The sequence below is a fragment of the Streptomyces sp. WAC 01529 genome (genome assembly GCF_003945545.1).
GTDB lineage: Bacteria > Actinomycetota > Actinomycetes > Streptomycetales > Streptomycetaceae > Streptomyces > Streptomyces anatolicus.
The window spans coordinates 6633055-6653245 of record NZ_CP029617.1; the positions used below are offsets into that span (position 1 = coordinate 6633055).

The following is a 20191-nucleotide window of genomic DNA, read 5'->3' on the forward strand; positions in this document are numbered from 1 at the left end:
TCTCGTCGGCCCGGGCTCACGCCGTCAGGTCGTGGCCGGGAGGTCGGCAGGTCTTCGTCTTCGTACAGCAGGGCCCCGGAGGGCCGGACGGCAGGGGGTGCGCACGCGGTGCGCGCGCGCCTTCCCCGCCAGGGGCATCACGCCACACATCGGGCGACTCCGCCCTGCCCGCTGCCGAGGGCGCCGCTGCCGATGCGGCCGCCCTCCTTCGCGAAGGTCGCGAACACGTCGTACGCCATGTCAGAAGTCCCAGCCCTCGTCGTCGGCGACCGCGGGGGTCTCGCCCGGGTGCGCGTGCGCCGGGGCGGTGGCGAACGCGTCGCCCGCCATGCCCGCCGCGAGCGTCGTGCCGTCCGCCGGGTCGATCAGCAGGAACGATCCGGTGCGCCGCGAGTCCGCGTAGGCGTCGAGCGCGAGGGGCTCGGCGGTACGGACCTTCACGCGCCCGATGTCGTTGGCGACGAGCCGGCCGGGCTCCGGGTGCTGGGAGAGGTCGTCGAGGGTCAGCCGCGAGGGGATCTCCTTGACGATCGCCTTGACCGTGCGGGTGGTGTGCTTGAGCAGCACCCGCTGGCCGACGTCGAGCGGCGTGTCCGCCACGTGGCAGACCGTCGCCTCGATGTCCTGCGTGGTCGGCGGGGTGTCACCGCTCGGCACGATCAGGTCGCCGCGCGAGATGTCGATGTCGTCCTCCAGGAGCAGCGTGATGGACTGCGGCGTCCACGCCACGTCCACCGCCTTGCCCAGGAGGTCGATGCCGGTGATCTTGGAGGTGCGGCCCGAGGGCAGGACGGTGACCGACTCGCCGACGCGGAAGGTGCCGGCGGCGATCTGGCCGGCGTAGCCGCGGTAGTCGGGGTGCTCGGGGGTCTGCGGGCGGATCACGTACTGCACGGGCAGCCGTGCGTGGCAGGAGGTCAGGTCGTGGCTGACCGGGACCGTCTCCAGGTGCTCCAGGACAGTGGGGCCGCCGTACCAGTCCATGTTCGAGGACGGCTCCACGACATTGTCACCGGCCAGCGCGGAGATGGGGATCGCGGTGACCTCCGGGACGCCCAACTCGCGGGCGTAGGCGGTGAACTCCTCGGCGATGGTCGCGAAGACCTGCTCCTCGTAGGCGACGAGGTCCATCTTGTTGACCGCCAGCACCACGTGCGGGACGCGCAGCAGGGCGGCGACCGCGGCGTGGCGGCGGGTCTGCTCGATGACGCCGTTGCGGGCGTCGACCAGGACCACGGCGAGGTCGGCGGTGGAGGCGCCGGTGACCATGTTCCGGGTGTACTGCACGTGCCCGGGGGTGTCGGCGAGGATGAACCGGCGCCGGGCGGTGGCGAAGTAGCGGTAGGCCACGTCGATGGTGATGCCCTGCTCGCGCTCGGCGCGCAGCCCGTCGGTGAGCAGCGCCAGGTCCGGCGCGTCGGCGCCGCGGCTGGCCGAGACGCGCTCGACGGCCTCCAGCTGGTCGGTCAGGACCGACTTGGAGTCGTGCAGGAGGCGGCCCACCAGCGTGGACTTGCCGTCGTCGACGGACCCGGCGGTGGCGAACCGCAGCAAGGTGGTGGCCGACAGATCGGCCAGCTGCTCGGTGGCGGCGGTGGTGTCGCTCATGGTTAGAAGTACCCCTCGCGCTTGCGGTCTTCCATCGCGGCCTCGGACATCTTGTCGTCCGCCCGGGTCGCCCCGCGCTCGGTGAGGCGCGAGGCGGCGATCTCGGCGATGACGGCCTCCAGCGTGGTGGCGTCGGAGTCGACGGCGCCGGTGCAGGACATGTCGCCCACCGTGCGGTAGCGGATCAGCCGCTTCTCGACCCTCTCGTCCGCCTTGGGGCCGCCCCACTCACCGGCGGTCAGCCACATCCCCGCCCGCTGGAAGACCTCCCGCTCGTGCGCGAAGTAGATCTGGGGCAGCGCGATGTGCTCACGGGCGATGTACTGCCACACATCCAGCTCGGTCCAGTTGGAGAGCGGGAAGACGCGGACGTGCTCGCCCGGCGCGTGGCGACCGTTGTAGAGCTGCCACAGCTCGGGCCGCTGGCGGCGCGGGTCCCACTGCGAGAACTCGTCGCGCAGCGAGAACACCCGCTCCTTGGCGCGGGCCTTCTCCTCGTCCCGGCGCCCGCCGCCGAAGACCGCGTCGAACTTCTCGCTCTGGATCTTCTCGGTGAGCGGCACGGTCTGCAGCGGATTGCGCGTCCCGTCGGGCCGCTCGCGCAGCATCCCACGGTCGATGTAGTCCTGCACCGAGGCGACGTGCAGCCGCAGCCCGTGCTCGGCCACCGCCCGGTCGCGGTACTCGATGACCTCGGGGAAGTTGTGCCCGGTGTCCACGTGCAGCAGCGAGAAGGGCACGGGCGCGGGGGCGAACGCCTTCAGCGCCAGGTGCAGCATGACGATGGAGTCCTTGCCGCCGGAGAAGAGGATCACCGGCCGCTCGAACTCCCCCGCCACCTCGCGGAAGATGTGCACCGCCTCGGACTCCAGGGCGTCCAGATGGCTGAGCGCGTACGGGCTGTCGGTGCCCTCGCCGGTCACTGTGGCGACGGTCGTCATGCCAGACCCCTCTCGGTGAGCAGCGTGTACAGGGCCGCGGCCGACTCCCGCACCGTCTGGTCCTGCGACTCGATACGCAGATCGGGCGACTCGGGCTCCTCGTACGGGTCGTCGACCCCGGTCAGCCCGGATATCTCGCCCGCCGCCTGCTTGGCGTACAGGCCCTTCACATCACGTACGGAACACACCTCGACCGGCGTGGCGACATGCACCTCCACATATCCGGTACCGGCCGCCTGGTGGCGCGCTCGCACCGCCTCACGGCTGTCCGCGAACGGCGCGATCACCGGCACAAGAACCAACACGCCGTTACGGGCGAGGAGTTCGGACACGAAACCGATGCGCTGCACATTAGTGTGCCGGTCCGCACGGCTGAAGCCGAGGCCCGCGGAGAGGAACTCACGGATCTCATCCCCATCGAGCACCTCCACCCGGCGCCCCTGCTCCCGCAGCAGGCCCGCCAACTCGTACGCGATGGTCGTCTTACCCGCACTGGGCAGGCCGGTGAGCCAGACGGTGGCTCCGCTCACGTGGTTCTCCTGAATCTCTTGCTGTGCCGCAGCGTCTTGCTGTGCCGCGATCTCTTGCTGTGCCGCGGTCATGCGTGGATCCCGCACTCGGTCTTGGCGTTGCCGGCCCAGCGGCCCGCCCGCGCGTCCTCGCCCTCGATCAGGCGGCGGGTGCAGGGAGCGCAGCCCACCGAGCCGTAACCGTCCATCAGGAGGGGGTTGGTGAGGACGCCATGCTCGGCGGCGTACGCGTCGACGTCGTCCTGGGTCCAGCGGGCGATCGGCGAGATCTTGACCTTGCGCCGCTTCTCGTCCCAGCCCACGACCGGGATGTTCGCCCGGGTCGGCGACTCGTCGCGGCGCAGCCCGGTGGCCCAGGCCGCGTACGCCGTCAGACCCTCTTCGAGCGGCTTGACCTTGCGCAGCTTGCAGCACAGGTCCGGGTCGCGGTCGTGCAGCCGGGGCCCGTACTCGGCGTCCTGCTCGGCCACCGACTGGCGCGGCGTCAGGGTGATGACCTTGACGTCCATCACGGCCTCGACGGCGTCGCGGGTGCCGATGGTCTCCGGGAAGTGGTAGCCCGTGTCGAGGAAGACGACGTCCACGCCGGGCATGGCCCGCGAGGCGAGGTGGGCGACGACCGCGTCCTCCATCGAGGAGGTCACGCAGAACTCCTTGCCGAAGGTGTCGGCCGCCCACTGGAGGATCTCCAGCGCGGACGCGTCCTCCAGATCGCGCCCGGCCTGCTCGGCGAGCGCCTTCAACTCGTCTTCCGTACGCCGCTGCTGGTCCTGGATGGTGCTCATGTTCCGTCCCCTCCACCGTCGGTGCGCCGAGCGCCCCGGGCGAGCAGCCCGAGGAACTTCAGCTGGAAGGCCCGGTTGCAGGCCGCGCATTCCCACGCGCCGTGCCCGGTCTCGTTCGGACGCAGGTCCTCGTCCCCGCAGTAGGGGCAGTAGAACGGCGCCGCGCGCTCGCTCATGACAGGGCTTCCTCGTCGGCGCGGGCGGCCCAGACGGCGAACCGCTCGCCGTCCGCGCGCTGTTCCTGGAAGCGCCCGAGGACCCGCTCGACGTAGTCGGGCAGCTCGTCCGCGGTGACCTTCAGACCGCGGACCTTGCGGCCGAAACCGGCGTCGAGACCGAGCGCGCCGCCCAGGTGCACCTGGTAGCCCTCGACCTGGTTGCCCTCGTCGTCGAGGACCAGCTGGCCCTTGAGGCCGATGTCGGCGACCTGGATGCGGGCGCAGGCGTTCGGGCAGCCGTTGATGTTGATGGTGATCGGCTCGTCGAACTCCGGGATGCGGCGCTCCAGTTCGTCGATGAGCGAGGCGCCGCGCGCCTTGGTCTCGACGATGGCGAGCTTGCAGAACTCGATGCCGGTGCAGGCCATCGTGCCGCGCCGGAACGGCGAGGCGTTGACCTTCAGGTCGAGCGCCTCCAGGGCGCCGACGAGCGAGTCGACCTGGTCCTGCTCGATGTCGAGCACGATCATCTTCTGCTCGGCGGTGGTGCGCAGCCGCCCCGAGCCGTGTGCCTCGGCGACCTCGGCGATCTTGGTCAGGGTGGCTCCGTCCACGCGGCCGACACGGGGCGCGAAACCGACGTAGAAGCGGCCGTCCTTCTGCCGGTGCACGCCGAGGTGGTCGCGCCAGGTGCCGGCGGGCTGCTCGGGCGCGGGGCCGTCGGACAGCTTGCGGTGCAGGTACTCGTCCTCCAGGATCCGGCGGAACTTCTCCGGGCCCCAGTCGGCGACGAGGAACTTCAGGCGGGCGCGGTTGCGCAGCCGGCGGTAGCCGTAGTCGCGGAAGATGCCGATGACGCCGCCGTACACGTCCGGCACGTCCTCCAGGGCCACCCACGCGCCGAGACGCACGCCCAGCTTGGGGTTGGTGGAGAGGCCGCCGCCGACCCAGAGGTCGAAGCCGGGGCCGTGCTCGGGGTGGTGCACGCCGACGAAGGCCACGTCGTTGATCTCGTGGGCGACGTCCAGCTGCGGGGAGCCGGAGATGGCGGACTTGAACTTCCGCGGCAGGTTCGAGAAGTCGGGGTTGCCGATGAAGCGGCGCTGGATCTCGTCGATGGCGGGGGAGCCGTCGATGATCTCGTTCTCGGCGATGCCGGCGACGGGCGAGCCGAGGATGACGCGGGGCGTGTCGCCGCAGGCCTCGGTGGTGGAGAGCCCCACGGCTTCCAGCCGCCGCCAGATCTCGGGAACGTCCTCGACGCGGATCCAGTGGTACTGCACGTTCTGCCGGTCGGTGAGGTCGGCGGTCCCGCGCGCGAACTCCTCGGAGATCTCACCGATGACGCGCAGCTGCTCGGTGGTGAGCCGGCCGCCGTCGATGCGCACGCGCAGCATGAAGTACTCGTCGTCCAGCTCCTCCGGCTCCAGGATCGCCGTCTTGCCGCCGTCGATCCCGGGCTTGCGCTGGGTGTAGAGGCCCCACCAGCGCATCCGTCCGCGCAGGTCGTTCGGGTCGATGGAGTCGAATCCGCGCTTCGAGTAGATCGTCTCAATGCGTGTCCGCACATTGAGACCGTCGTCGTCCTTCTTGAACTGCTCGTTCCCGTTGAGCGGCGTGAAGTGACCCACGGCCCACTGACCCTCGCCGCGGTGACGGCTCGCCTTGCGGCGGGGCGTGGCTGGGGCGGGCTTCTCTGGCGTGGCGGGCATGGGGTTACGTCCTTCGGGGCAGCGGAAAAGCGGCTCTCTGACCTGCGGGTATGGGGCGCATGCGGAGATGCGCGCGCGGCGCTGCGCAGGGAGGGGAAGCGGGGGGACCGGTGATCAGTCGTGCGGCGGTGCTGAGTGGCTCAGCGGACCGGACACATGGCGCTGGACATGCGGCCGAGGTCGACGTGACGCCGACTCACCAAGGCAGTTCCAGTGCGATCCATGACGGAAGCGTGTCACGGGACTTTCGGCCCAGTCCAGCATTATCCAGAATGCGGACACTCCTGTCCCGAATGGTGGACAGGAGTGTCGTCGATCACAAGGGTCGGGGGGGAATAAGGGAAGGGGAGAGGGAGCGGAGGCGCGGGCGGGGCGGTGTCAGTCGCGCTTGGCGCCCGGCCACGGGCCCGGCGTGGGGGCCTCCGGCTCCTGCTCGACCTTGGTGTCGTAGAGCTTGAAGCCGCGCCGGAGGTAATTGTCCATGGCGTGCTCGCCGTCCTTGGAGCAGGTGTGCAGCCAGACCCGCTCGGTCGGCGCGAGCCCCGGCCACCGCTCGGCCAGGTCCCAGGCCCGCGCGGTCCCGTACGCGAGGAGGTGCCCGCCGATCCGGCGGCCCCGGAAGGCGGGGAGCAGCCCGAAGTAGGAGATCTCGACGACGCCCGGCGCCGCGTCCCCCTTCTCGCCCCGCGCCGCCAGCTCCAGATAGCCGGCGGGCGTCCCCCTGTCGTACGCGACCCACGTCTCCACGCCCGGCCGCTCCAGCAGCTTCTGCCACTCGGCGTACGTGAGGGACAGCCGGTCGACCCAGCGGATGTCCCCGCCGACGGACGCGTAGAGGAACCGGCTGAACTCGGGTGAGGGCACTTCGGCGCGCACGATCCGCACATCGCCCTCGGGCGCGGGGGCGGGAAGCAACTCGCTGGGAGACGTCTGCTCCAGCGACCACGTGGTGACAGTGAGACTCATGGGACTCAGCGAATCACGGGTCGGGTCCTCCGGGGAGACCGGGGCGGCGGTGTCCACCGGGCCCGCCTGACCGGACAGTGCCTCGACGGCCGCCCCGCGCTGATGCGCAACCGTCGCCACGCTCAAGGCTCCGCCACGCCCCTCGCCGCCCGTATCGCAGGCGCGACCGAGTGCGGCAGGAGGCCGGCCGGACTGTCCGGCATCACCACCTCCACCTCGACATCCTCATGGAAGCGGTAGGGGCGGTGGGCGAGGACCCCGCCCAAGTACCGTCGCACCCGGGAGAGTTCCGCGCGCACCGTCACCGTGCGGCCCGGGTCGCCGAACATGTCCTCGGCCAGCCCCGACGCGCTGCGCCCCTTGCGGTGTGTGGCGAGCAGATAGAGCAACTCCGCGTGGCGCGGGCTCAGTTCGTGGGTCCAGTCGCGGGCGCCGCCGAGCATCGCCAGTGTCCATCCGCGCGGCTCGCTCACGTCCAGGACCAGCCGGGTCGCGGGCAGCGGCTCCGGTCTCTCACCCGGCTTCTCCAGGCGCAGCAGCCAGCCGCCGGGCAGCGGCTCCACCCGGCAGGAGCCCAGCGAGGGCAGCCAGGTGCGGCCCGCCGCGAGGGACTTGGGCAGCGCGAGGCGGTCTTCCGGGGGCATGCCCGTCACCGCGGCGGTCCAGCCGTGCACGTCCACGGCGAGCGCCCGCCCTTCGAGGCGCGCGAGAATCGGGGCCGCCACCGCGCGCAGCCGCTCCAGCGCCGTGACGTGCCGCTCGCGCAGCCGCGCCTCGGCGAGCTTGGCGACCGAGTCGACCAGGGAGAGCGTCGCCGGATGCACGGTCCGCAGCGGGCCGCTGACGTCGACGACGCCGAGCAGCCTGCCGTCGCGCGGGTCGGTCACCGGAGCGCCCGCGCACGTCCAGGGATGGTGGGTGCGCACGAAGTGCTCGGCGGAGAAGACCTGCACAGGGCGGCGCACCACCAGAGGCGTGCCGAGGCCGTTCGTGCCGACGGCGCTCTCGGTCCAGTCCGCGCCCGGTACAAATCCGAGCGTGTCGGCCTTGCGGAGCACCGCGGCGCTGCCCTCGCGCCACAGCACCCGCCCCTCCGCGTCGCAGACGACCATGATGTGCTCGGCGGCGTCCGCCACCGAGACCAGGGCTTCGCGCAGGACCGGCAGGACTTCCAGGAGCGGCGAGGCGCGGCGGCGCTCCTCCAGCTCCTCCTCGTTGAGCAGCCGGGGCCGGGAGCCGTGCTCGGGGTCGACCCCGCCGGTGAGCATCCGCCCCCAGGACTCGCGGATCACCGGGCGCGGCATGACGCGCGGCGCCTGCCCGGCGAGCATCGCGTCCCGCACCCCCTTCAGGAGCCGCGCGGCGTGCGCGAGGTCCATGGCGGAGATCCGCGCGAGATCGATCGTCGAAGGGGGGTTCATCACCACTGGGTCCTTTCCGGCCAGACCAGTGCGTAGCGGGGCCCTTTCATCGTGCCCTGTGATCACGGTCCCGGGTGATGGTTCGACAATGAATCAATTTCGGCGCGGTAAGCGTTGCAACCTCATGCAACCCTCGCGAACTGCTGTGCGGTGGCCGAATCTGGACACCACGCCGCCCGTGCGGTGTTCATGCTCCTCAAGGGGCCTGAAGGACGGGGGTGGTGCCGTGTCGGCGCAGCACCACCCCCGTGTCAACGTCGGCGCCTTGCAGCGCGCTCCCGTGTCAACGCCGGCGCCCGGGACCTGTCCGGCGGATCATTCCGCGGGACGCGGCGCCGCCCGCTCCACCACCGAGGCCAGATCCAGGCTGTGCGGCAGCGTGCCGAACGCCGCGCCCCAGTCCCCGCCGAGCCGGGACGCACAGAACGCGTCGGCCACCTCCGGCGGCGCGTACCGCACGAGCAGTGACCCCTGGAGCACCAGCGCCATCCGCTCCACGAGCCGCCGCGCCCGCGCCTCGATGCCCTCCAGGTCGGCCAGTTCGGTCAGCAGGCCCTTGATCGCCCCGTCCAGCCGGTGGTCGGCGCCGCGGGCCCTGCCGACCTCCTGGAGGAAGGCGTTCAGGGCCAGCGGCTCGCGCTGCAACGCCCGCAGCACGTCCAGCGCCTGGACGTTGCCCGAGCCCTCCCAGATGGAGTTGAGCGGCGCCTCGCGCAGCAACCGCGGCATGCCCGACTCCTCGACGTAGCCGTTGCCGCCCAGGCACTCCAGGGCCTCGCCGACCATCGGCGTGCACCGCTTGGTCACCCAGTACTTGGCAGCAGGCACCGCGAGCCGCAGGAACGCCTGCTCCTGCTCGCTCCCGTCGTCGTACGCCGCCGCGAGCCGCAGCGCCAGCGTCGTCGCCGCCTCGGATTCCAGCGCCAGATCCGCCAGCACGTTGCGCATGAGCGGCTTGTCGATCAGCTTGCCGCCGAACGCCTCCCGGTACGTGGCGTGGTGCACCGCCTGCGCGACGGCCTGCCGCATCAGCGCGGCCGAACCGATCACGCAGTCGAGGCGGGTCGCCGCGACCATCTCGATGATGGTGCGCACCCCGCGCCCCTCGTCACCGACCCGACGTGCCCACGTCCCGTCGAATTCGACCTCGCTGGAGGCGTTGGAGCGGTTGCCCAGCTTGTCCTTGAGCCGCTGGATGGCGAACGGGTTGCGCGTGCCGTCCTCAAGGACGCGCGGCACGAGGAAGCAGGTAAGCCCCTGCTCCGCCTGCGCGAGCACCAGGAAGCCGTCGGACATCGGCGCGGAGCAGAACCACTTGTGGCCCTTCAGTTCATACGTCCCCTCCTCGGAGAGGGCCGCCGCGCGCGTGGTGTTGGCCCGCACGTCGCTGCCGCCCTGCTTCTCCGTCATGCCCATCCCGAAGAGGGCGCCCGCCTTCTGCGACGCCGGGCGCAGCCCACGGTCGTAAATGGTCGAGGTGAGGCGCGGCTCCCACTCGGCGGCAAGCGCCGGGTCGGCGCGCAGCGCGGGCACCGCGGCGTGCGTCATCGACACCGGGCAGCCGTGCCCGCCCTCGGTCTGGGTCCACACCAGGAACCCCGCGGCCCGCCGCACATGCCCGCCGGGCCGCGACCAGGCCGCGGTCAGACCCGCCCCGACGGCCTTGCCGAGCAGCCGGTGCCAGGACGGATGGAAGTCGACCTCGTCGACGCGGTTGCCGTACCGGTCGTGGGTGCGCAGCCGGGGCGGGTTCTCGTTGGCGAGCACTCCCCACTCCTGCGCCTGGGCGGAACCGGCGCTGCGGCCGAGCAGGGAGAGGTCGTCGCGGGCGGAATCGAGGAGCGCCGGATCCAGATGCCGCTCGACGGCCTCCACGAGGGCCCGGTCGGAGGCGAATACGTCATATCCCACCAGGGGCGGAGCCTGGTTGGTCACTGTGTGGGTGGTGGCTGCCATGCCGCTACGGTAAGGAGGTGCACCAGGCAAATGAAACACCCGGGCGCCCCTCGGGGCGCTGGAAACGGGCCCGCGCTCTCTACCGCAACGTCTCCAAGCGCAGGACCGCCTGGCTGCTGCTCAAGGACACCGTCAACTCGTGCATCGAGTACCGCATCCTGGGGCTCGCGGCCGAGGCTGCGTTCTTCACCCTGCTCTCCGTGCCGCCGCTGCTGCTGAGCCTCATCGGCCTGCTCGCCTACGTCGACCGGTGGACCGGCGCGAACACCATCGCCAGCGTCGAGAACAACATCCTGGAGGCGTCCCGCACGATCCTCTCCGACCGCGGCGTCAGCCAGATCGCGCAGCCGATACTGGAAGACGTCATGAAGGTCAGCCGCCCGGACATCATCTCCATCGGCTTCCTCTTCGCCCTGTGGTCGGGTTCGCGCGCGGTGAACGTCTTCATCGACACGATCACCGTCATGTACGGCCTCGACGGTGTGCGCGGCATCGTCAAGACCCGGCTGCTCGCCTTCGGGCTCTTCATCGTGGCGCTGCTCATCGGCTCGGTCGCGCTGCCGCTGATGGTGGCGGGGCCGGACGCGGTGGTAAAGCTCCTGCCCGGCTCGACGACGGTCGTCCAGATCCTCTACTGGCCGGTCGTCGTCATCCTCTCCATCGTCTTCCTGACCACGCTGTACCACGTGTCGGTGCCGGTGCGGTCGCCGTGGGTCGAGGACATGCCGGGCGCGCTGATCGCCCTGGCCATGTGGGTGCTCGGCAGCTTCCTGCTCCGCATCTACCTCACCTCCACGGTGGAGGGCCCCACGATCTACGGCTCCCTGGCCGCGCCGGTAGCCGTGCTCCTGTGGATCGGCGTGGCGGCCTTCGCGGTCCTGGTCGGCGCCGCCGTCAACGCGGCGATCGACCGCGTCTGGCCGTCCGTGGCCACGGCCGCCGCGCGCGCCGCCAACGACCGCATAAGGGAGGCGCAGGCCGCGGAGGTCATCGCCAGGGCGGCCGCCGCGCGGGAGGCCTCCGTCGACCCCGACGACCCCGAGATGCCGTCGGAGTTCCCCGAGCGCTGGTCCCGCTTCCTGCCCCCGGACGACGTGACCTCGCGGCTCAGGACGCATGTAAAGAAGAACGGCACGGACCCACCCCCGGAGTAACAGAGAGAAAGCCCCTCCGGCGATTGAGGAGCGGGGTCCGGGGCGGAGCCCCGAGGCCTCGCGCGGAGGGGCCCCGGCTCAACTCTTCCAGGTGCCCGCCTCGGCCTGCTCCGCGGTGAACTCAGCGAAGTCCCTGGGGTCCCGCCCCAGTACCTCCCGCACCCCCTCGGAGAGCATCGCATTGCGCCCGTCGAGGTTCGTCTCGAAGAGCTCCACCAGGAACTGCGCCTCCTGCGGCGGCACCCCGAACTCCGCGAGGGCGGCCCCGTAGTCGCGGGCCGAGACCGGGACATACGTGATGTCCCGCCCGGCCGCCGCCGAGATCTCCGCCACCGCCTGCCGGAACGACAGCAGGCGGGGCCCGGTCAGGTCGAGGGTCCGCCCCGCGAACCGGTCGCCGCCGGTGAGCGCGGCCACCACCACGTCCCCGATGTCGCGCGTGTCGATGAACGGTTCGAGCACCTCTCCGGCGGGGAAGACCAGCTCCCCGGCCCGCATCTCCGCCAGGAGCGGCCCCTCGCTGAGGTTCTGGGAGAACCAGCTGGCCCGTACGACGGTCCACCGCGCCCCGGAGTCCCGCACGGCCCGCTCGGTGGCGTGCGCCTGGTGCTCGCCCCGCGCCGACAGCAGCGTGAGCCGCCCCACGCCCATTTCCACCGCGAGCCGGGAGAACGCGCCGACCGCCTCCGCCGCCCCGGGCGCGCCGACGTCCGGCAGATACGCGAGATGCGCCGCGTCGGCGCCCCGCAGGGCGTCCGCCCAGGTCGACCGGTCCGCCCAGTCGAACCGCACCGCGCCGCCGCGCGAGGCGGCCCGTACCGTGAGCCCCGCCGCCTCGGCGGACTCCACCACCCTGCGCCCCACCCGCCCGGTCGCGCCCGTCACCAGAACCGTCATGCCCGCCGTGTCCGCCGTGTTCGCCTTGTTCGTTGTCATGGCTTCAGTGAACTGCCCGGGCAGCCCCGGGAACATCGCCGAGGCGCTCACGCGCATACGCCTGCGTCTACGCTGCCGCCCATGGACGCACTCGCAGGCTTGCTGGAGGGCCCCCGCGCCCGGGGAGCCTTCATGATCCGCGCACTCTTCGACCCGCCCTGGTCCGTGCGCGTCGCCGACGAGGCGCCCCTGTCGGTCATGATCATGGTGCGCGGGACCGCGTGGATCGTCCCCGAGGACGGGACGCCCCCGCAGCGCGTCCGCCCCGGCGACCTCGCCATCGCCCGCGGCCCCGGCCACTACACCTGCGCCGACGACCCCGCCACCGAGGCGCTCGCCGAGATCCAGCCGGGCGAGCGCTGCGTGCCGCTCGGCGGCGCCCCGGTCGGCAAGTACGGGGACCTCGGACTGCGCGCCTGGGGCGAGTCGCACGACAGCTCCGTGGAGATGCTGATCGGCACCTACCAGATGCGGGGCGAGATCACCGGACGGCTCCTCGACGCGCTGCCCCCGCTCCTCGTCCTGCCCACCGAGGTGTGGGACTGCCCACTCACCCCGCTGCTCGCCGACGAGATCAGCAGGGACGAGCCGGGCCAGGACGTCGTACTCGACCGGCTCCTCGACCTCCTCCTCATCGCCGCGCTGCGCGCCTGGTTCGCGCGGCCCGAGGCGGCGGCCCCCGCCTGGTACCGGGCGATGGGCGACCCCGTCGTGGGCCGCGCCCTGCGCCTGCTCCAGGACGACCCCGCGCACCCCTGGACGATCGCGGACCTCGCCGCGAAGGCGGGCGTCTCGCGGGCCGCGCTGGCGCGCAGGTTCGCCGATCTGGTGGGCGAGCCCCCGATGACGTATCTGACGAACTGGCGGCTCGCACTCGCCGCCGACCTGCTGCGCGACAGCGAGCTGACGATCGCCTCGATCGCCCGCAAGGTCGGCTACGGCAGCGCGTTCGCCCTGTCCGGCGCCTTCAAGCGGGTCCACGGAATCAGCCCGCAGGAACACCGCTCCCGGGCGGCGTAGCCTCTGTACGTGGCCCAGGAGACCCCTGACCAGGGGGAGTACCGCGAGCGGCCGTCCCGGCTGTCCGGCGCGGTCGTCTGGACCCGCACGGCCACGGGCGCCCCCGGCGGCGATCGACCCGTCCTGCCCGACGGCTGCATGGACCTGCTGTGGACCGAGGGCAGGCTGCTCGTCGCGGGCCCGGACACCCGCGCGTTCACCCCGGGCGCCGCCGGGCCCGGCACCCGCCATGTGGGCGTCCGCTTCTACCCCGGCACCGCTCCCGCCCTCCTCGGCGTCCCGGCGCACGAGCTACGGGATCAGCGCGTGGAGTTGGCCGACCTGTGGGGCGCGGCGAGGGCGCGCCGCCTGGCGGGGCGGGTGGAGGGGGCGCGGGATCCGATGGCCGCGCTGGAAGCGGTCGCCGTGGAGCGCGCCGCCGGCGCCGGTCCGCCCGACCCGTTCCTCACCGAGGTCGTCCGGTCCCTGAACGCCGGCCGGACGGTCGCCGCGACCGCGCACGCGCTGGGCGTCAACGCCCGTCTGCTGCACCGCCGTTCCCTGCCCGCCTTCGGCTACGGCCCCAAGACGCTGGCCCGGGTCCTCAGGCTCCAGCGGGCCCTCGCGCTGGCCCGCGAAGGACGCTCGTACGCGGACACCGCCGCCGCCACCGGCTTCGCCGATCAGGCCCATCTCGCCAGGGACGTGCGGGAGCTGACGGGGCTGACGCTGTCCGTACTACTCGGCGGCGCCTGACGGCTCGGCGGCCGCCAGTGGTGCGAACAGGTCGACGCCGTTGCCGTCCGGGTCGAGCACGACGGCGTACCGCTGCCCCCACGGCGCGTCGAACGGCGGCAGCTCGCTCTTGTGCCCGGCGCCCACCAGCCCCTCGTAGGACGCGTCGACGCCCTCGGGCGTCCCGCAGTGGAAGGCGATCCCGATCCGGCCGCCTCCGGAGGGCGGGTGCCACCCCTCGTGGAAGGACCGGACGGTCTCCTCCGTGTCGAAGGCCATGCGCAGGCCCCCGGGAAGCGTGGCCTCCACGTGCGGCGCGCTCTCGGAGCCCTCGGCGAACTCCAGGCCGAGGCGGCGGTAGAAGGCGAGCGAGGCGGCCATATCGGTGACGACGAGGCCGACCACATCGAACCGTGGAACGGGTGTGCTGTTCATGTCCGTGAGCGTATGCGGCCTACGAATGAACGGTCTTGAAGGAATCGGACACGGCGCTGCCCGACTGTCCCGACCCCCCGATCCCCGCTACGGTGGAAGGCATGGACCCCATGGACCACCGCGTGGACTACCCCGGCGACAACCGGCTCGCGGCGGCCGTCGTGGCCCATCGCGGCCGTGTCCTGCTCGTGCGCCGCAGCGAGACCGAGCGGTTCCTGCCCCGGGTGTGGGGCGTGCCGTGCGGCAAGCTCGAACCGGGCGAGAGCCCGCGCGACGGCGTCCTGAGAGAGCTGAAGGAGGAGACCGGCCTGCTCGGCCAGGTGCTGCGCAAGGTCGGCGAGTCCTCCTTCCTCAGCACGTACCACGGCCACGAGGTGAAGAACTGGCAGGACAACTTCCTGGTCAGACCGCTCACCTTCGACGTGGCCCTGCCCCTGCCCGACCAGGAGCACCGCTGGCTGGCCCCCGCCGACCTCGGCACCGTCGAGATCGACGACTACAACCGCGACATCGTCCGCCAGGCCTTCAGCCGATGAGGCACGCCAGGTTCTCCAGCTCCGCCAGGTAGTCCCGTACGTCCAGCGGCTTCTTCGCCACCGCTCGCGCCCGCACGTCCGCCGTGTCCGCCGCGTCGAGATCGGTGAACACGTCCGTGTGGCGCCGCCGCCCCGCCCCGGTCTCCAGGAAGAGCGTCACCGTCGGCCCAGGCGACGCGCACCACGCCCGGTGCAGCGCCGGCGAGTGCAGCGCGTACCCGCTCCCCGCCGTGTACCGAGCGCTCTGCGTCAGCCGCAGCCGCGCCCGCCCGGCCGGTTCGAGGAGCCAGTCGCCCCCCTCGCCCGCGAGGGACTCCCGGTACCGCGCGGCCTCCCGCCCCTCCCCGCCGTCCCGGACGGTCTCGTACAGCTCCATGGCGAGCGCGCCCCGCACCACATGGGAGGCGAGCGGCGAGCGGTGGTTGTGGATGTCCTCGCGCGCACCCGCCCCGGGGTGCCACACGTGCGCGCGCAGCATGTGCCGGGGCGTGCCGTCGATGAGGAGCAGCTTGTCGAAGCCGAGGACATGGCGGTACGAGAGGAGTGCGCACCCCGGGGCGTCGTCGGCCCCCGCCGCCAGCTCCGCCACGAGCGGCAACAGGCGTGCGGGCGAGCCCAGTTCGTCGACGATCGCGCGGGCGGCCCGCACCAGGTCGTCCTCCGCCGCCCCGGCCAGGGTTTCTTCGAGCAGCCGTCTGGCCCTGTGCACGTGCCGAGCACCCACAGTGTTCTCCCCCTCGTCAGCGCGCGGCCGCGCCGGTCCCGGGGTTCAGGCACCCGGCTGATACATCCATACGGCATGTGCCCGCAGCGCCGAAAGGCCCTGATAGGTCATCCACAGCGGGCGGCCGAGATCATGCCCGTCCCAGTTCCATATCCCGTCGTCCTGCTGGCGCCACACCGAGCCGACGGCCGCCGCGAGCAGTGTGTGCCACTGCTCCTCGCGGCCCTCGTCGACGGCGATCCGCCAGGCGCCCGGCGTGAGGAGCGCGCGCACCATCCAGGCGGCGGTGAAGTGCCGTACGAACAGGACCTCTTGGCGCCAGGAGTCCACGGGGTGCGGGCGGCGCACCTCCTCCTGCGTGTTGGTCAGGTCCACGCAGACGTCGTGGAGCGGCTGCGGGCAGGAGAGCAGCCAGCGCACGCCGTCCTCGCGGGCCGCGCGGATGTTGGTGTCCTCCTCCAGGAGGCGGGCCGCCCGGTCGAGGGCGACCACGGCCTGCGCGGTGTGCACGGGCGAGGGGCGGGCGGCCGGGGTGCGCAGCGTGGGGCCCCAGCAGCGGCGGTGCTCCCTGGCGGGGTCCGTGATCGTGCGGTCGACCAGTTCGTCCCGCAGCCGGGCCACGTCGGGGGAGTGCGGCGCCGCGCGCAGCAGGCCGCGCAGCATCGTGGTCACCACATGGGTCCTGCCGAAGCCGGACGGTTCCAGCTCGGCGGTGAAGGCCGCGGCGCACCGGGAGGCCTCGGCGGCGACCCGCTCGGGGTCCGCGCCCGCGCGGGCGAGCGCGCCGAGCGCGAGCGCGGTCACCTCGGGCCGCGGCTTGGCGCCCTGGGAGCGGGCCGCCCAGCCGCCGTCCCTGAGCCGCAGCCGCCACAGCGTGTCCGTGAGGTCGCTGACGCTCAACCGGCCGTCGGGCGCGGAGAGTTCGAGGACGATGTGCAGGCCGTAGGCGGTGCCGGTCGGGGTGGGGCGCACCGGCCTCGTCTGCTCGTCCAGGGAGTGCGGCCAGCCGGTGAGCCTGCCCCGGTCGGGGTCGTCGAGGGTGGCCAGCTCAGCGGCGAGCGTGGCCTGCGAGGCGGCGAGGAGCGCGGGGAGGGGGCCGGGCAGGCCGGCGGGCGCGTCGGCGTCCGGTGCCCCGGGGGTGGGTCCGGGGTGTGTTCCGCGCGGGCGGGGCAGACCCGCGAGGCCCTGCCGGCCCGCGCCGGGCCCGCCCTCGTCCGTACCGTCGCCGTCCTCGCCCCCCGTGTCCGTCCGCGCCCTGATCAGCGCGGCCGAGAGCCAGGCGGCGAGGCCCACGCCGAGGCCGCTCACCGCCGCGATGCCATAGCGCGCGGCGTCCGCCGAGATCGCGTCCGGCAACACGCCCACCAGCGACTGGAACACCGCGTACCCGGCCGCGGCGCAGCCGAAGCCGCCGAGCCAGCCCACGAAGCGCCCCGGGGGCGCGTCGGGTCGCGGTTCCGGGGCGGGTTCGGGCCTGGACGGGCCGCGGCCGAGCCGCTGGTGTGGCATCCGGTGCTCCCTCCCCCCAGGGCGGCACGTGGGGTCGGTGTTCATGCCCAGTCTAGTGCCGGGCGGCCCCGTTTCCCCGGGTCACGGCGGTGGAGAAGGTGACCTCCAACCTCTGTAGCCGGGCGCGCAGCTGATGCTCCGGCAGGGCGCCGGGACCGCAGGACCCCGTGCCGATGCCCTGCTGGCCGATGTCGAGGTTGACCCAGACCGTGTCGCCCGGGGCGAGGTCGGTGCGGTGCCGGGCGGCGTCGAGCTGTTCGGTGGTCCAGCGGCGGGCGGTGAACCACGGCCTGTGGGGGGTGTCGATCCGCAGTCCGCCGATCTCCGCCCAGCGCAGGCCGGGGCGTGCGCCGTTCTCCTGCGGGCGCACATAGGGGGTCTGCATCGCGTCGACGTCCGATTCCCAGAGGCCGGTCAGCGAGGCCGCGCGGGTGTCGGGGTAGGCCTCGCCGGGCCCGCCGCCGAACCACCGCACGGGCCCGGACGCGCCGGGCAGCCCGAAGCGGATGCCGACGCGGGGCAGGGGCACGGTCCACTCACCCTCGGGCTCCACCTCCAGCGCCAGCAGCAGGCGGCTCCCGTCCGACTGCCAGCGGTACGCCACGCGCAGGCCCAGATCGGTCGCGGCGGGCGCGACCCGGGTGCGTACCACCAAGGCGTCCTCGCCCAACTCGACGCCGTCGACGCGGTGTTGCATCCGGTCGAGTCCCAGCGCGCGCCACAGGGCGGCAGGGGAGGGCTCGGGGCGCCAGGGCATGCCGTTGTCGTTGTCGGTGGGCGCCCGCCATACGTCCAGGCGCAGATCCTTGATCTCCAGGCCGTCGAGGGCCAGCAGCGTGCCGCGGGCGTCGAAGACGGCGGGACCGAGCACGATCCGCCCCCCGTCGCGCACCGGCGCCGTGCCGCTCACCGTGGCCCGGCTCGTGCCGCTCTCGTCGACGAGCTGGGCCCACGCCACCACATGGCCGCGCTCCGCCCACGCCGTGTCCCGCGCGAGCACCGCCCGCACCGTCCACTGGGTCTCCCCGCCGGGGTCGCGCCCCGGCGCCGGCGGCAGTCTCACCTCGGCGCGCTCGCCGGGGCCGGTCGCGGGCACCGCCAGGGTGCCGTCGGCGACGCGCACGCCGTCCCGCTCGTAGGACCAGGTGAAGGAGAGGTGGTCCAGCGTCGCGAAGTCGTACAGATTGGTGATCCGCAGGGTCCCCCCGCGGCCGTCGCCCTCGATGCGGACCGGCTCGATCACCTTCTTGTACTCGACGAGGCCGGGGGACGGCGTCCGGTCGGGGAGGACCAGCCCGTCGCAGACGAAGTTGCCGTCGTGCGGCTCCTCGCCGAAGTCGCCGCCGTAGGCGTACTCGTACGAGGGGTGCGCGAGGCCGTGGTCGATCCACTCCCAGATGAAGCCGCCCTGGATCCGCTCGTACGTCTCGAAGAGCCGCTGGTACTCGCTGAGTCCGCCCGGGCCGTTGCCCATGGCGTGCCCGTACTCGCAGAGGATGAAGGGGAGTTGGCGCCGCCTCTCGGGTCCCTCGTCCGCGCCGCGGCCGATGCGCTCGACCTCGGCGTGGTCGGCGTACATCCGCGCGTACATGTCGGTGTCCGCACACGAGCCGTCGCCCTCGTAGTGCAGGAGGCGACTGTCGTCGCGGGCCCGGATCCACTCGGCCATGGCGGTCAGGCCGCGGCCCGTGCCGCATTCGTTGCCCAGCGACCAGACGACGACCGAGGGGTGGTTCTTGTCGCGCTCGACCATGCGGGCCGCGCGGTCCAGGAGGGCGGGCGTCCAGCGGTCGTCGTCGACGGGGTTGCCGCGCCAGCCGATCGCCTGGAAGCCGTGTGTCTCCAGGTCGCACTCGTCGATGACCCACAGGCCCAGCTCGTCGCAGAGGTCGAGGAAGGCGGGGTGGGGCGGATAGTGGCTGGTGCGGACGGCGTTGATGTTGTGCCGCTTCATCAGCAGGATGTCCGCGCGCATGGTGGCGAGGTCGAGGGCGCGGCCCGTCCGCGGGTGGAACTCGTGGCGGTTGACGCCGCGGAAGAGGAGCGGGCGGCCGTTGACCTTGATGAGCCCGTTCTCGACGGCGACCGTGCGGAAGCCGATCCGCAGCGGGATCCGCTCGCCCGCCGTGGCAAGGACCCCGTCGTAGAGCCTCGGTGTCTCGGCGGTCCACGGCTCGACGGGCACCGAGACCGCCTCGCCCGTCGCCACGTCGATGCCCAACTCGCCGACGGTGACGCGCCCTTGGACGTCCGCGTCGACCCGCAGCGTGCCGGTTCCCGCGTGAGGGTCGTACGACGCGTGCACGAAGTGGTCGCCCGCGCAGCCCTCGGGCCGGTGCAGCAGCGTCACGTCGCGGAAGATGCCCGGCAGCCACCACTGGTCCTGGTCCTCCAGATACGACCCGGAGGACCACTGGTGGACGCGGACCGCGAGGACGTTGCCCTCGGGGCGCAGCAGCGGGCCGACATCGAACTCGTGGGGGAGCCGGGAGCCCTTGAAGTCGCCGAGTTCCGTGCCGTTGAGCCAGACGCGGGCGCAGGACTCGACGCCGTCGAAGCGGAGCAGGGCGGTGCCGGACGCGGGCCAGTCGGCGGGCAGGTCGAAGGTGCGCAGGTGGTCGCCCGTGGGGTTGTCGGTCGGCACGCGCGGCGGGTCCACCGGGAACGGGTAGAGCTGATTTGTGTAGTGCGGGGAGCCGTGCCCCTGGAGCACCCAGTGGCCGGGGACCGCGATCTCGTCCCAGGTGGCGCCGTCATGGCCCAGAGTGGCGAACGCCTCGTCCTCGGCGTCGGCGGTGGGGGAGAGGCGGAAGCGCCAGGTGCCGTTGAGGGAGAGGGCGGCGGCGTCCGATGCCGCGTACCAGGCGCGGGGCGGGAGGGCGCCGGTGCCGGGGCCGAAGTCCTCGTGGTGGCGGAGATCCATGCCGTGATCCGTACGGAGATCCATGTGATCCATGCGTTCCATCAGACCGTGCCGGGGCGGCGGCTCACAATTGTTTCGGAGCGGGAGTTGATGGACTCTTCGGGCAGGGCTTGGACGGGTGCGAGCCCGACTGCGAATACCGTAGGCCAGTGGATCCGGAGAG

General features: G+C 72.6%; 19 protein-coding genes. 4 read left to right on the forward strand and 15 right to left on the reverse strand.

Annotated elements, in window-relative coordinates; translation table 11 throughout:
• Window positions 1-240: 240 nt before the first annotated feature.
• The 10 genes from DMA15_RS29515 to DMA15_RS29555 form a co-directional block, all read right to left on the reverse strand.
• Complete coding sequence (locus DMA15_RS29515; RefSeq protein ID WP_125515765.1) at window positions 241-1608, reverse strand: GTP-binding protein; 1368 nt, start codon at window positions 1606-1608, stop codon at window positions 241-243.
• A gap of 2 nt (window positions 1609-1610) precedes the next feature.
• Entirely contained in the window at window positions 1611-2549 is a 939-nt protein-coding gene (cysD, locus tag DMA15_RS29520; protein ID WP_125515766.1) for a sulfate adenylyltransferase subunit CysD, read from the reverse strand.
• Window positions 2546-3151, reverse strand: coding sequence for an adenylyl-sulfate kinase (cysC, locus tag DMA15_RS29525; protein ID WP_125515767.1), 606 nt, complete (start codon window positions 3149-3151; stop codon window positions 2546-2548). The genes cysD and cysC overlap by 4 nt, the downstream gene beginning before the upstream one ends.
• Entirely contained in the window at window positions 3148-3864 is a 717-nt protein-coding gene (locus DMA15_RS29530) for a phosphoadenylyl-sulfate reductase (RefSeq protein ID WP_125515768.1), read from the reverse strand. Before DMA15_RS29530 ends, cysC begins: the two co-directional genes overlap by 4 nt.
• A complete protein-coding gene (locus DMA15_RS29535) occupies window positions 3861-4040 on the reverse strand; it encodes a hypothetical protein (protein WP_125515769.1) in 180 nt (59 codons plus the stop codon). Before DMA15_RS29535 ends, DMA15_RS29530 begins: the two co-directional genes overlap by 4 nt.
• Entirely contained in the window at window positions 4037-5734 is a 1698-nt protein-coding gene (locus DMA15_RS29540) for a nitrite/sulfite reductase (RefSeq protein WP_125515770.1), read from the reverse strand. Before DMA15_RS29540 ends, DMA15_RS29535 begins: the two co-directional genes overlap by 4 nt.
• Window positions 5735-5874: 140 nt before the next feature.
• Window positions 5875-5958 (reverse strand): putative leader peptide, encoded by an 84-nt coding sequence (locus DMA15_RS38145; RefSeq protein ID WP_346428951.1) that lies wholly within the window; start codon window positions 5956-5958, stop codon window positions 5875-5877.
• A gap of 154 nt (window positions 5959-6112) precedes the next feature.
• The gene (locus DMA15_RS29545; RefSeq protein WP_125515771.1) at window positions 6113-6700 is read right to left on the reverse strand and encodes a GNAT family N-acetyltransferase; all 588 of its coding nucleotides are present in this window, start codon (window positions 6698-6700) and stop codon (window positions 6113-6115) included.
• Between the two features lie 122 nt (window positions 6701-6822).
• On the reverse strand, window positions 6823-8121 hold the full coding sequence (locus DMA15_RS29550) for a GAF domain-containing protein (protein ID WP_206302869.1): 1299 nt from the start codon (window positions 8119-8121) through the stop codon (window positions 6823-6825).
• Window positions 8122-8436: 315 nt separating this feature from the next.
• On the reverse strand, window positions 8437-10077 hold the full coding sequence (locus tag DMA15_RS29555) for an acyl-CoA dehydrogenase family protein (protein ID WP_125515772.1): 1641 nt from the start codon (window positions 10075-10077) through the stop codon (window positions 8437-8439).
• Between the two features lie 17 nt (window positions 10078-10094).
• Here DMA15_RS29555 and DMA15_RS29560 point away from each other — a divergent pair, with 17 nt between their 5' ends.
• Entirely contained in the window at window positions 10095-11231 is a 1137-nt protein-coding gene (locus tag DMA15_RS29560; RefSeq protein WP_125515773.1) for a YihY/virulence factor BrkB family protein, read from the forward strand.
• Window positions 11232-11309: 78 nt separating this feature from the next.
• Here the strand turns inward: DMA15_RS29560 and DMA15_RS29565 are convergent, their stop codons facing one another.
• Entirely contained in the window at window positions 11310-12167 is an 858-nt protein-coding gene (locus DMA15_RS29565) for an NmrA family NAD(P)-binding protein (RefSeq protein WP_125515774.1), read from the reverse strand.
• An 81-nt stretch (window positions 12168-12248) separates the two neighbouring features.
• Between DMA15_RS29565 and DMA15_RS29570 the strand changes: the two genes are divergently transcribed.
• Window positions 12249-13187, forward strand: coding sequence for an AraC family transcriptional regulator (locus tag DMA15_RS29570; protein WP_125515775.1), 939 nt, complete (start codon window positions 12249-12251; stop codon window positions 13185-13187).
• Window positions 13188-13196: 9 nt separating this feature from the next.
• A complete protein-coding gene (locus DMA15_RS29575; protein ID WP_125515776.1) occupies window positions 13197-13922 on the forward strand; it encodes a DUF6597 domain-containing transcriptional factor in 726 nt (241 codons plus the stop codon).
• On the opposite strand, the gene DMA15_RS29580 is transcribed toward DMA15_RS29575, so the two are convergent.
• Window positions 13905-14336 carry a VOC family protein gene (locus DMA15_RS29580; protein WP_125515777.1) on the reverse strand — a complete coding sequence of 144 codons (432 nt, stop codon included), beginning with the start codon at window positions 14334-14336 and terminating at the stop codon, window positions 13905-13907. The genes DMA15_RS29575 and DMA15_RS29580 overlap by 18 nt on opposite strands.
• Before the next feature lie 110 nt (window positions 14337-14446).
• Between DMA15_RS29580 and DMA15_RS29585 the strand changes: the two genes are divergently transcribed.
• Complete coding sequence (locus DMA15_RS29585; protein WP_125518075.1) at window positions 14447-14872, forward strand: NUDIX hydrolase; 426 nt, start codon at window positions 14447-14449, stop codon at window positions 14870-14872.
• Here DMA15_RS29585 and DMA15_RS29590 read toward each other — a convergent pair.
• Genes DMA15_RS29590 through DMA15_RS29610 form a run of 3 tightly spaced genes read right to left on the reverse strand, consistent with a single transcriptional unit; the run spans window position 14862 to window position 20061 of the window.
• A complete protein-coding gene (locus DMA15_RS29590) occupies window positions 14862-15596 on the reverse strand; it encodes a hypothetical protein (protein ID WP_125515778.1) in 735 nt (244 codons plus the stop codon). The genes DMA15_RS29585 and DMA15_RS29590 overlap by 11 nt on opposite strands.
• Before the next feature lie 45 nt (window positions 15597-15641).
• On the reverse strand, window positions 15642-17105 hold the full coding sequence (locus DMA15_RS37685; RefSeq protein WP_240659999.1) for a hypothetical protein: 1464 nt from the start codon (window positions 17103-17105) through the stop codon (window positions 15642-15644).
• A 52-nt stretch (window positions 17106-17157) separates the two neighbouring features.
• Window positions 17158-20061 (reverse strand): glycoside hydrolase family 2 TIM barrel-domain containing protein, encoded by a 2904-nt coding sequence (locus DMA15_RS29610; protein ID WP_240660001.1) that lies wholly within the window; start codon window positions 20059-20061, stop codon window positions 17158-17160.
• Window positions 20062-20191: the final 130 nt, after the last annotated feature.

Bases quoted from the DNA above. Each gene is read 5' to 3' on its own strand.
- DMA15_RS29515 (WP_125515765.1), bottom strand. From the start codon at position 1,608: ATGAGCGACACCACCGCCGCCACCGAGCAGCTGGCCGATCTGTCGGCC.
- cysD (WP_125515766.1), bottom strand. From the start codon at position 2,549: ATGACGACCGTCGCCACAGTGACCGGCGAGGGCACCGACAGCCCGTAC.
- cysC (WP_125515767.1), bottom strand. From the start codon at position 3,151: ATGACCGCGGCACAGCAAGAGATCGCGGCACAGCAAGACGCTGCGGCA.
- DMA15_RS29530 (WP_125515768.1), bottom strand. From the start codon at position 3,864: ATGAGCACCATCCAGGACCAGCAGCGGCGTACGGAAGACGAGTTGAAG.
- DMA15_RS29535 (WP_125515769.1), bottom strand. From the start codon at position 4,040: ATGAGCGAGCGCGCGGCGCCGTTCTACTGCCCCTACTGCGGGGACGAG.
- DMA15_RS29540 (WP_125515770.1), bottom strand. From the start codon at position 5,734: ATGCCCGCCACGCCAGAGAAGCCCGCCCCAGCCACGCCCCGCCGCAAG.
- DMA15_RS38145 (WP_346428951.1), bottom strand. From the start codon at position 5,958: ATGGATCGCACTGGAACTGCCTTGGTGAGTCGGCGTCACGTCGACCTC.
- DMA15_RS29545 (WP_125515771.1), bottom strand. From the start codon at position 6,700: ATGAGTCTCACTGTCACCACGTGGTCGCTGGAGCAGACGTCTCCCAGC.
- DMA15_RS29550 (WP_206302869.1), bottom strand. From the start codon at position 8,121: ATGAACCCCCCTTCGACGATCGATCTCGCGCGGATCTCCGCCATGGAC.
- DMA15_RS29555 (WP_125515772.1), bottom strand. From the start codon at position 10,077: ATGGCAGCCACCACCCACACAGTGACCAACCAGGCTCCGCCCCTGGTG.
- DMA15_RS29565 (WP_125515774.1), bottom strand. From the start codon at position 12,167: ATGACAACGAACAAGGCGAACACGGCGGACACGGCGGGCATGACGGTT.
- DMA15_RS29570 (WP_125515775.1), top strand. From the start codon at position 12,249: ATGGACGCACTCGCAGGCTTGCTGGAGGGCCCCCGCGCCCGGGGAGCC.
- DMA15_RS29580 (WP_125515777.1), bottom strand. From the start codon at position 14,336: ATGAACAGCACACCCGTTCCACGGTTCGATGTGGTCGGCCTCGTCGTC.
- DMA15_RS29585 (WP_125518075.1), top strand. From the start codon at position 14,447: ATGGACCACCGCGTGGACTACCCCGGCGACAACCGGCTCGCGGCGGCC.
- DMA15_RS37685 (WP_240659999.1), bottom strand. From the start codon at position 17,105: ATGCCACACCAGCGGCTCGGCCGCGGCCCGTCCAGGCCCGAACCCGCC.
- DMA15_RS29610 (WP_240660001.1), bottom strand. From the start codon at position 20,061: ATGGATCACATGGATCTCCGTACGGATCACGGCATGGATCTCCGCCAC.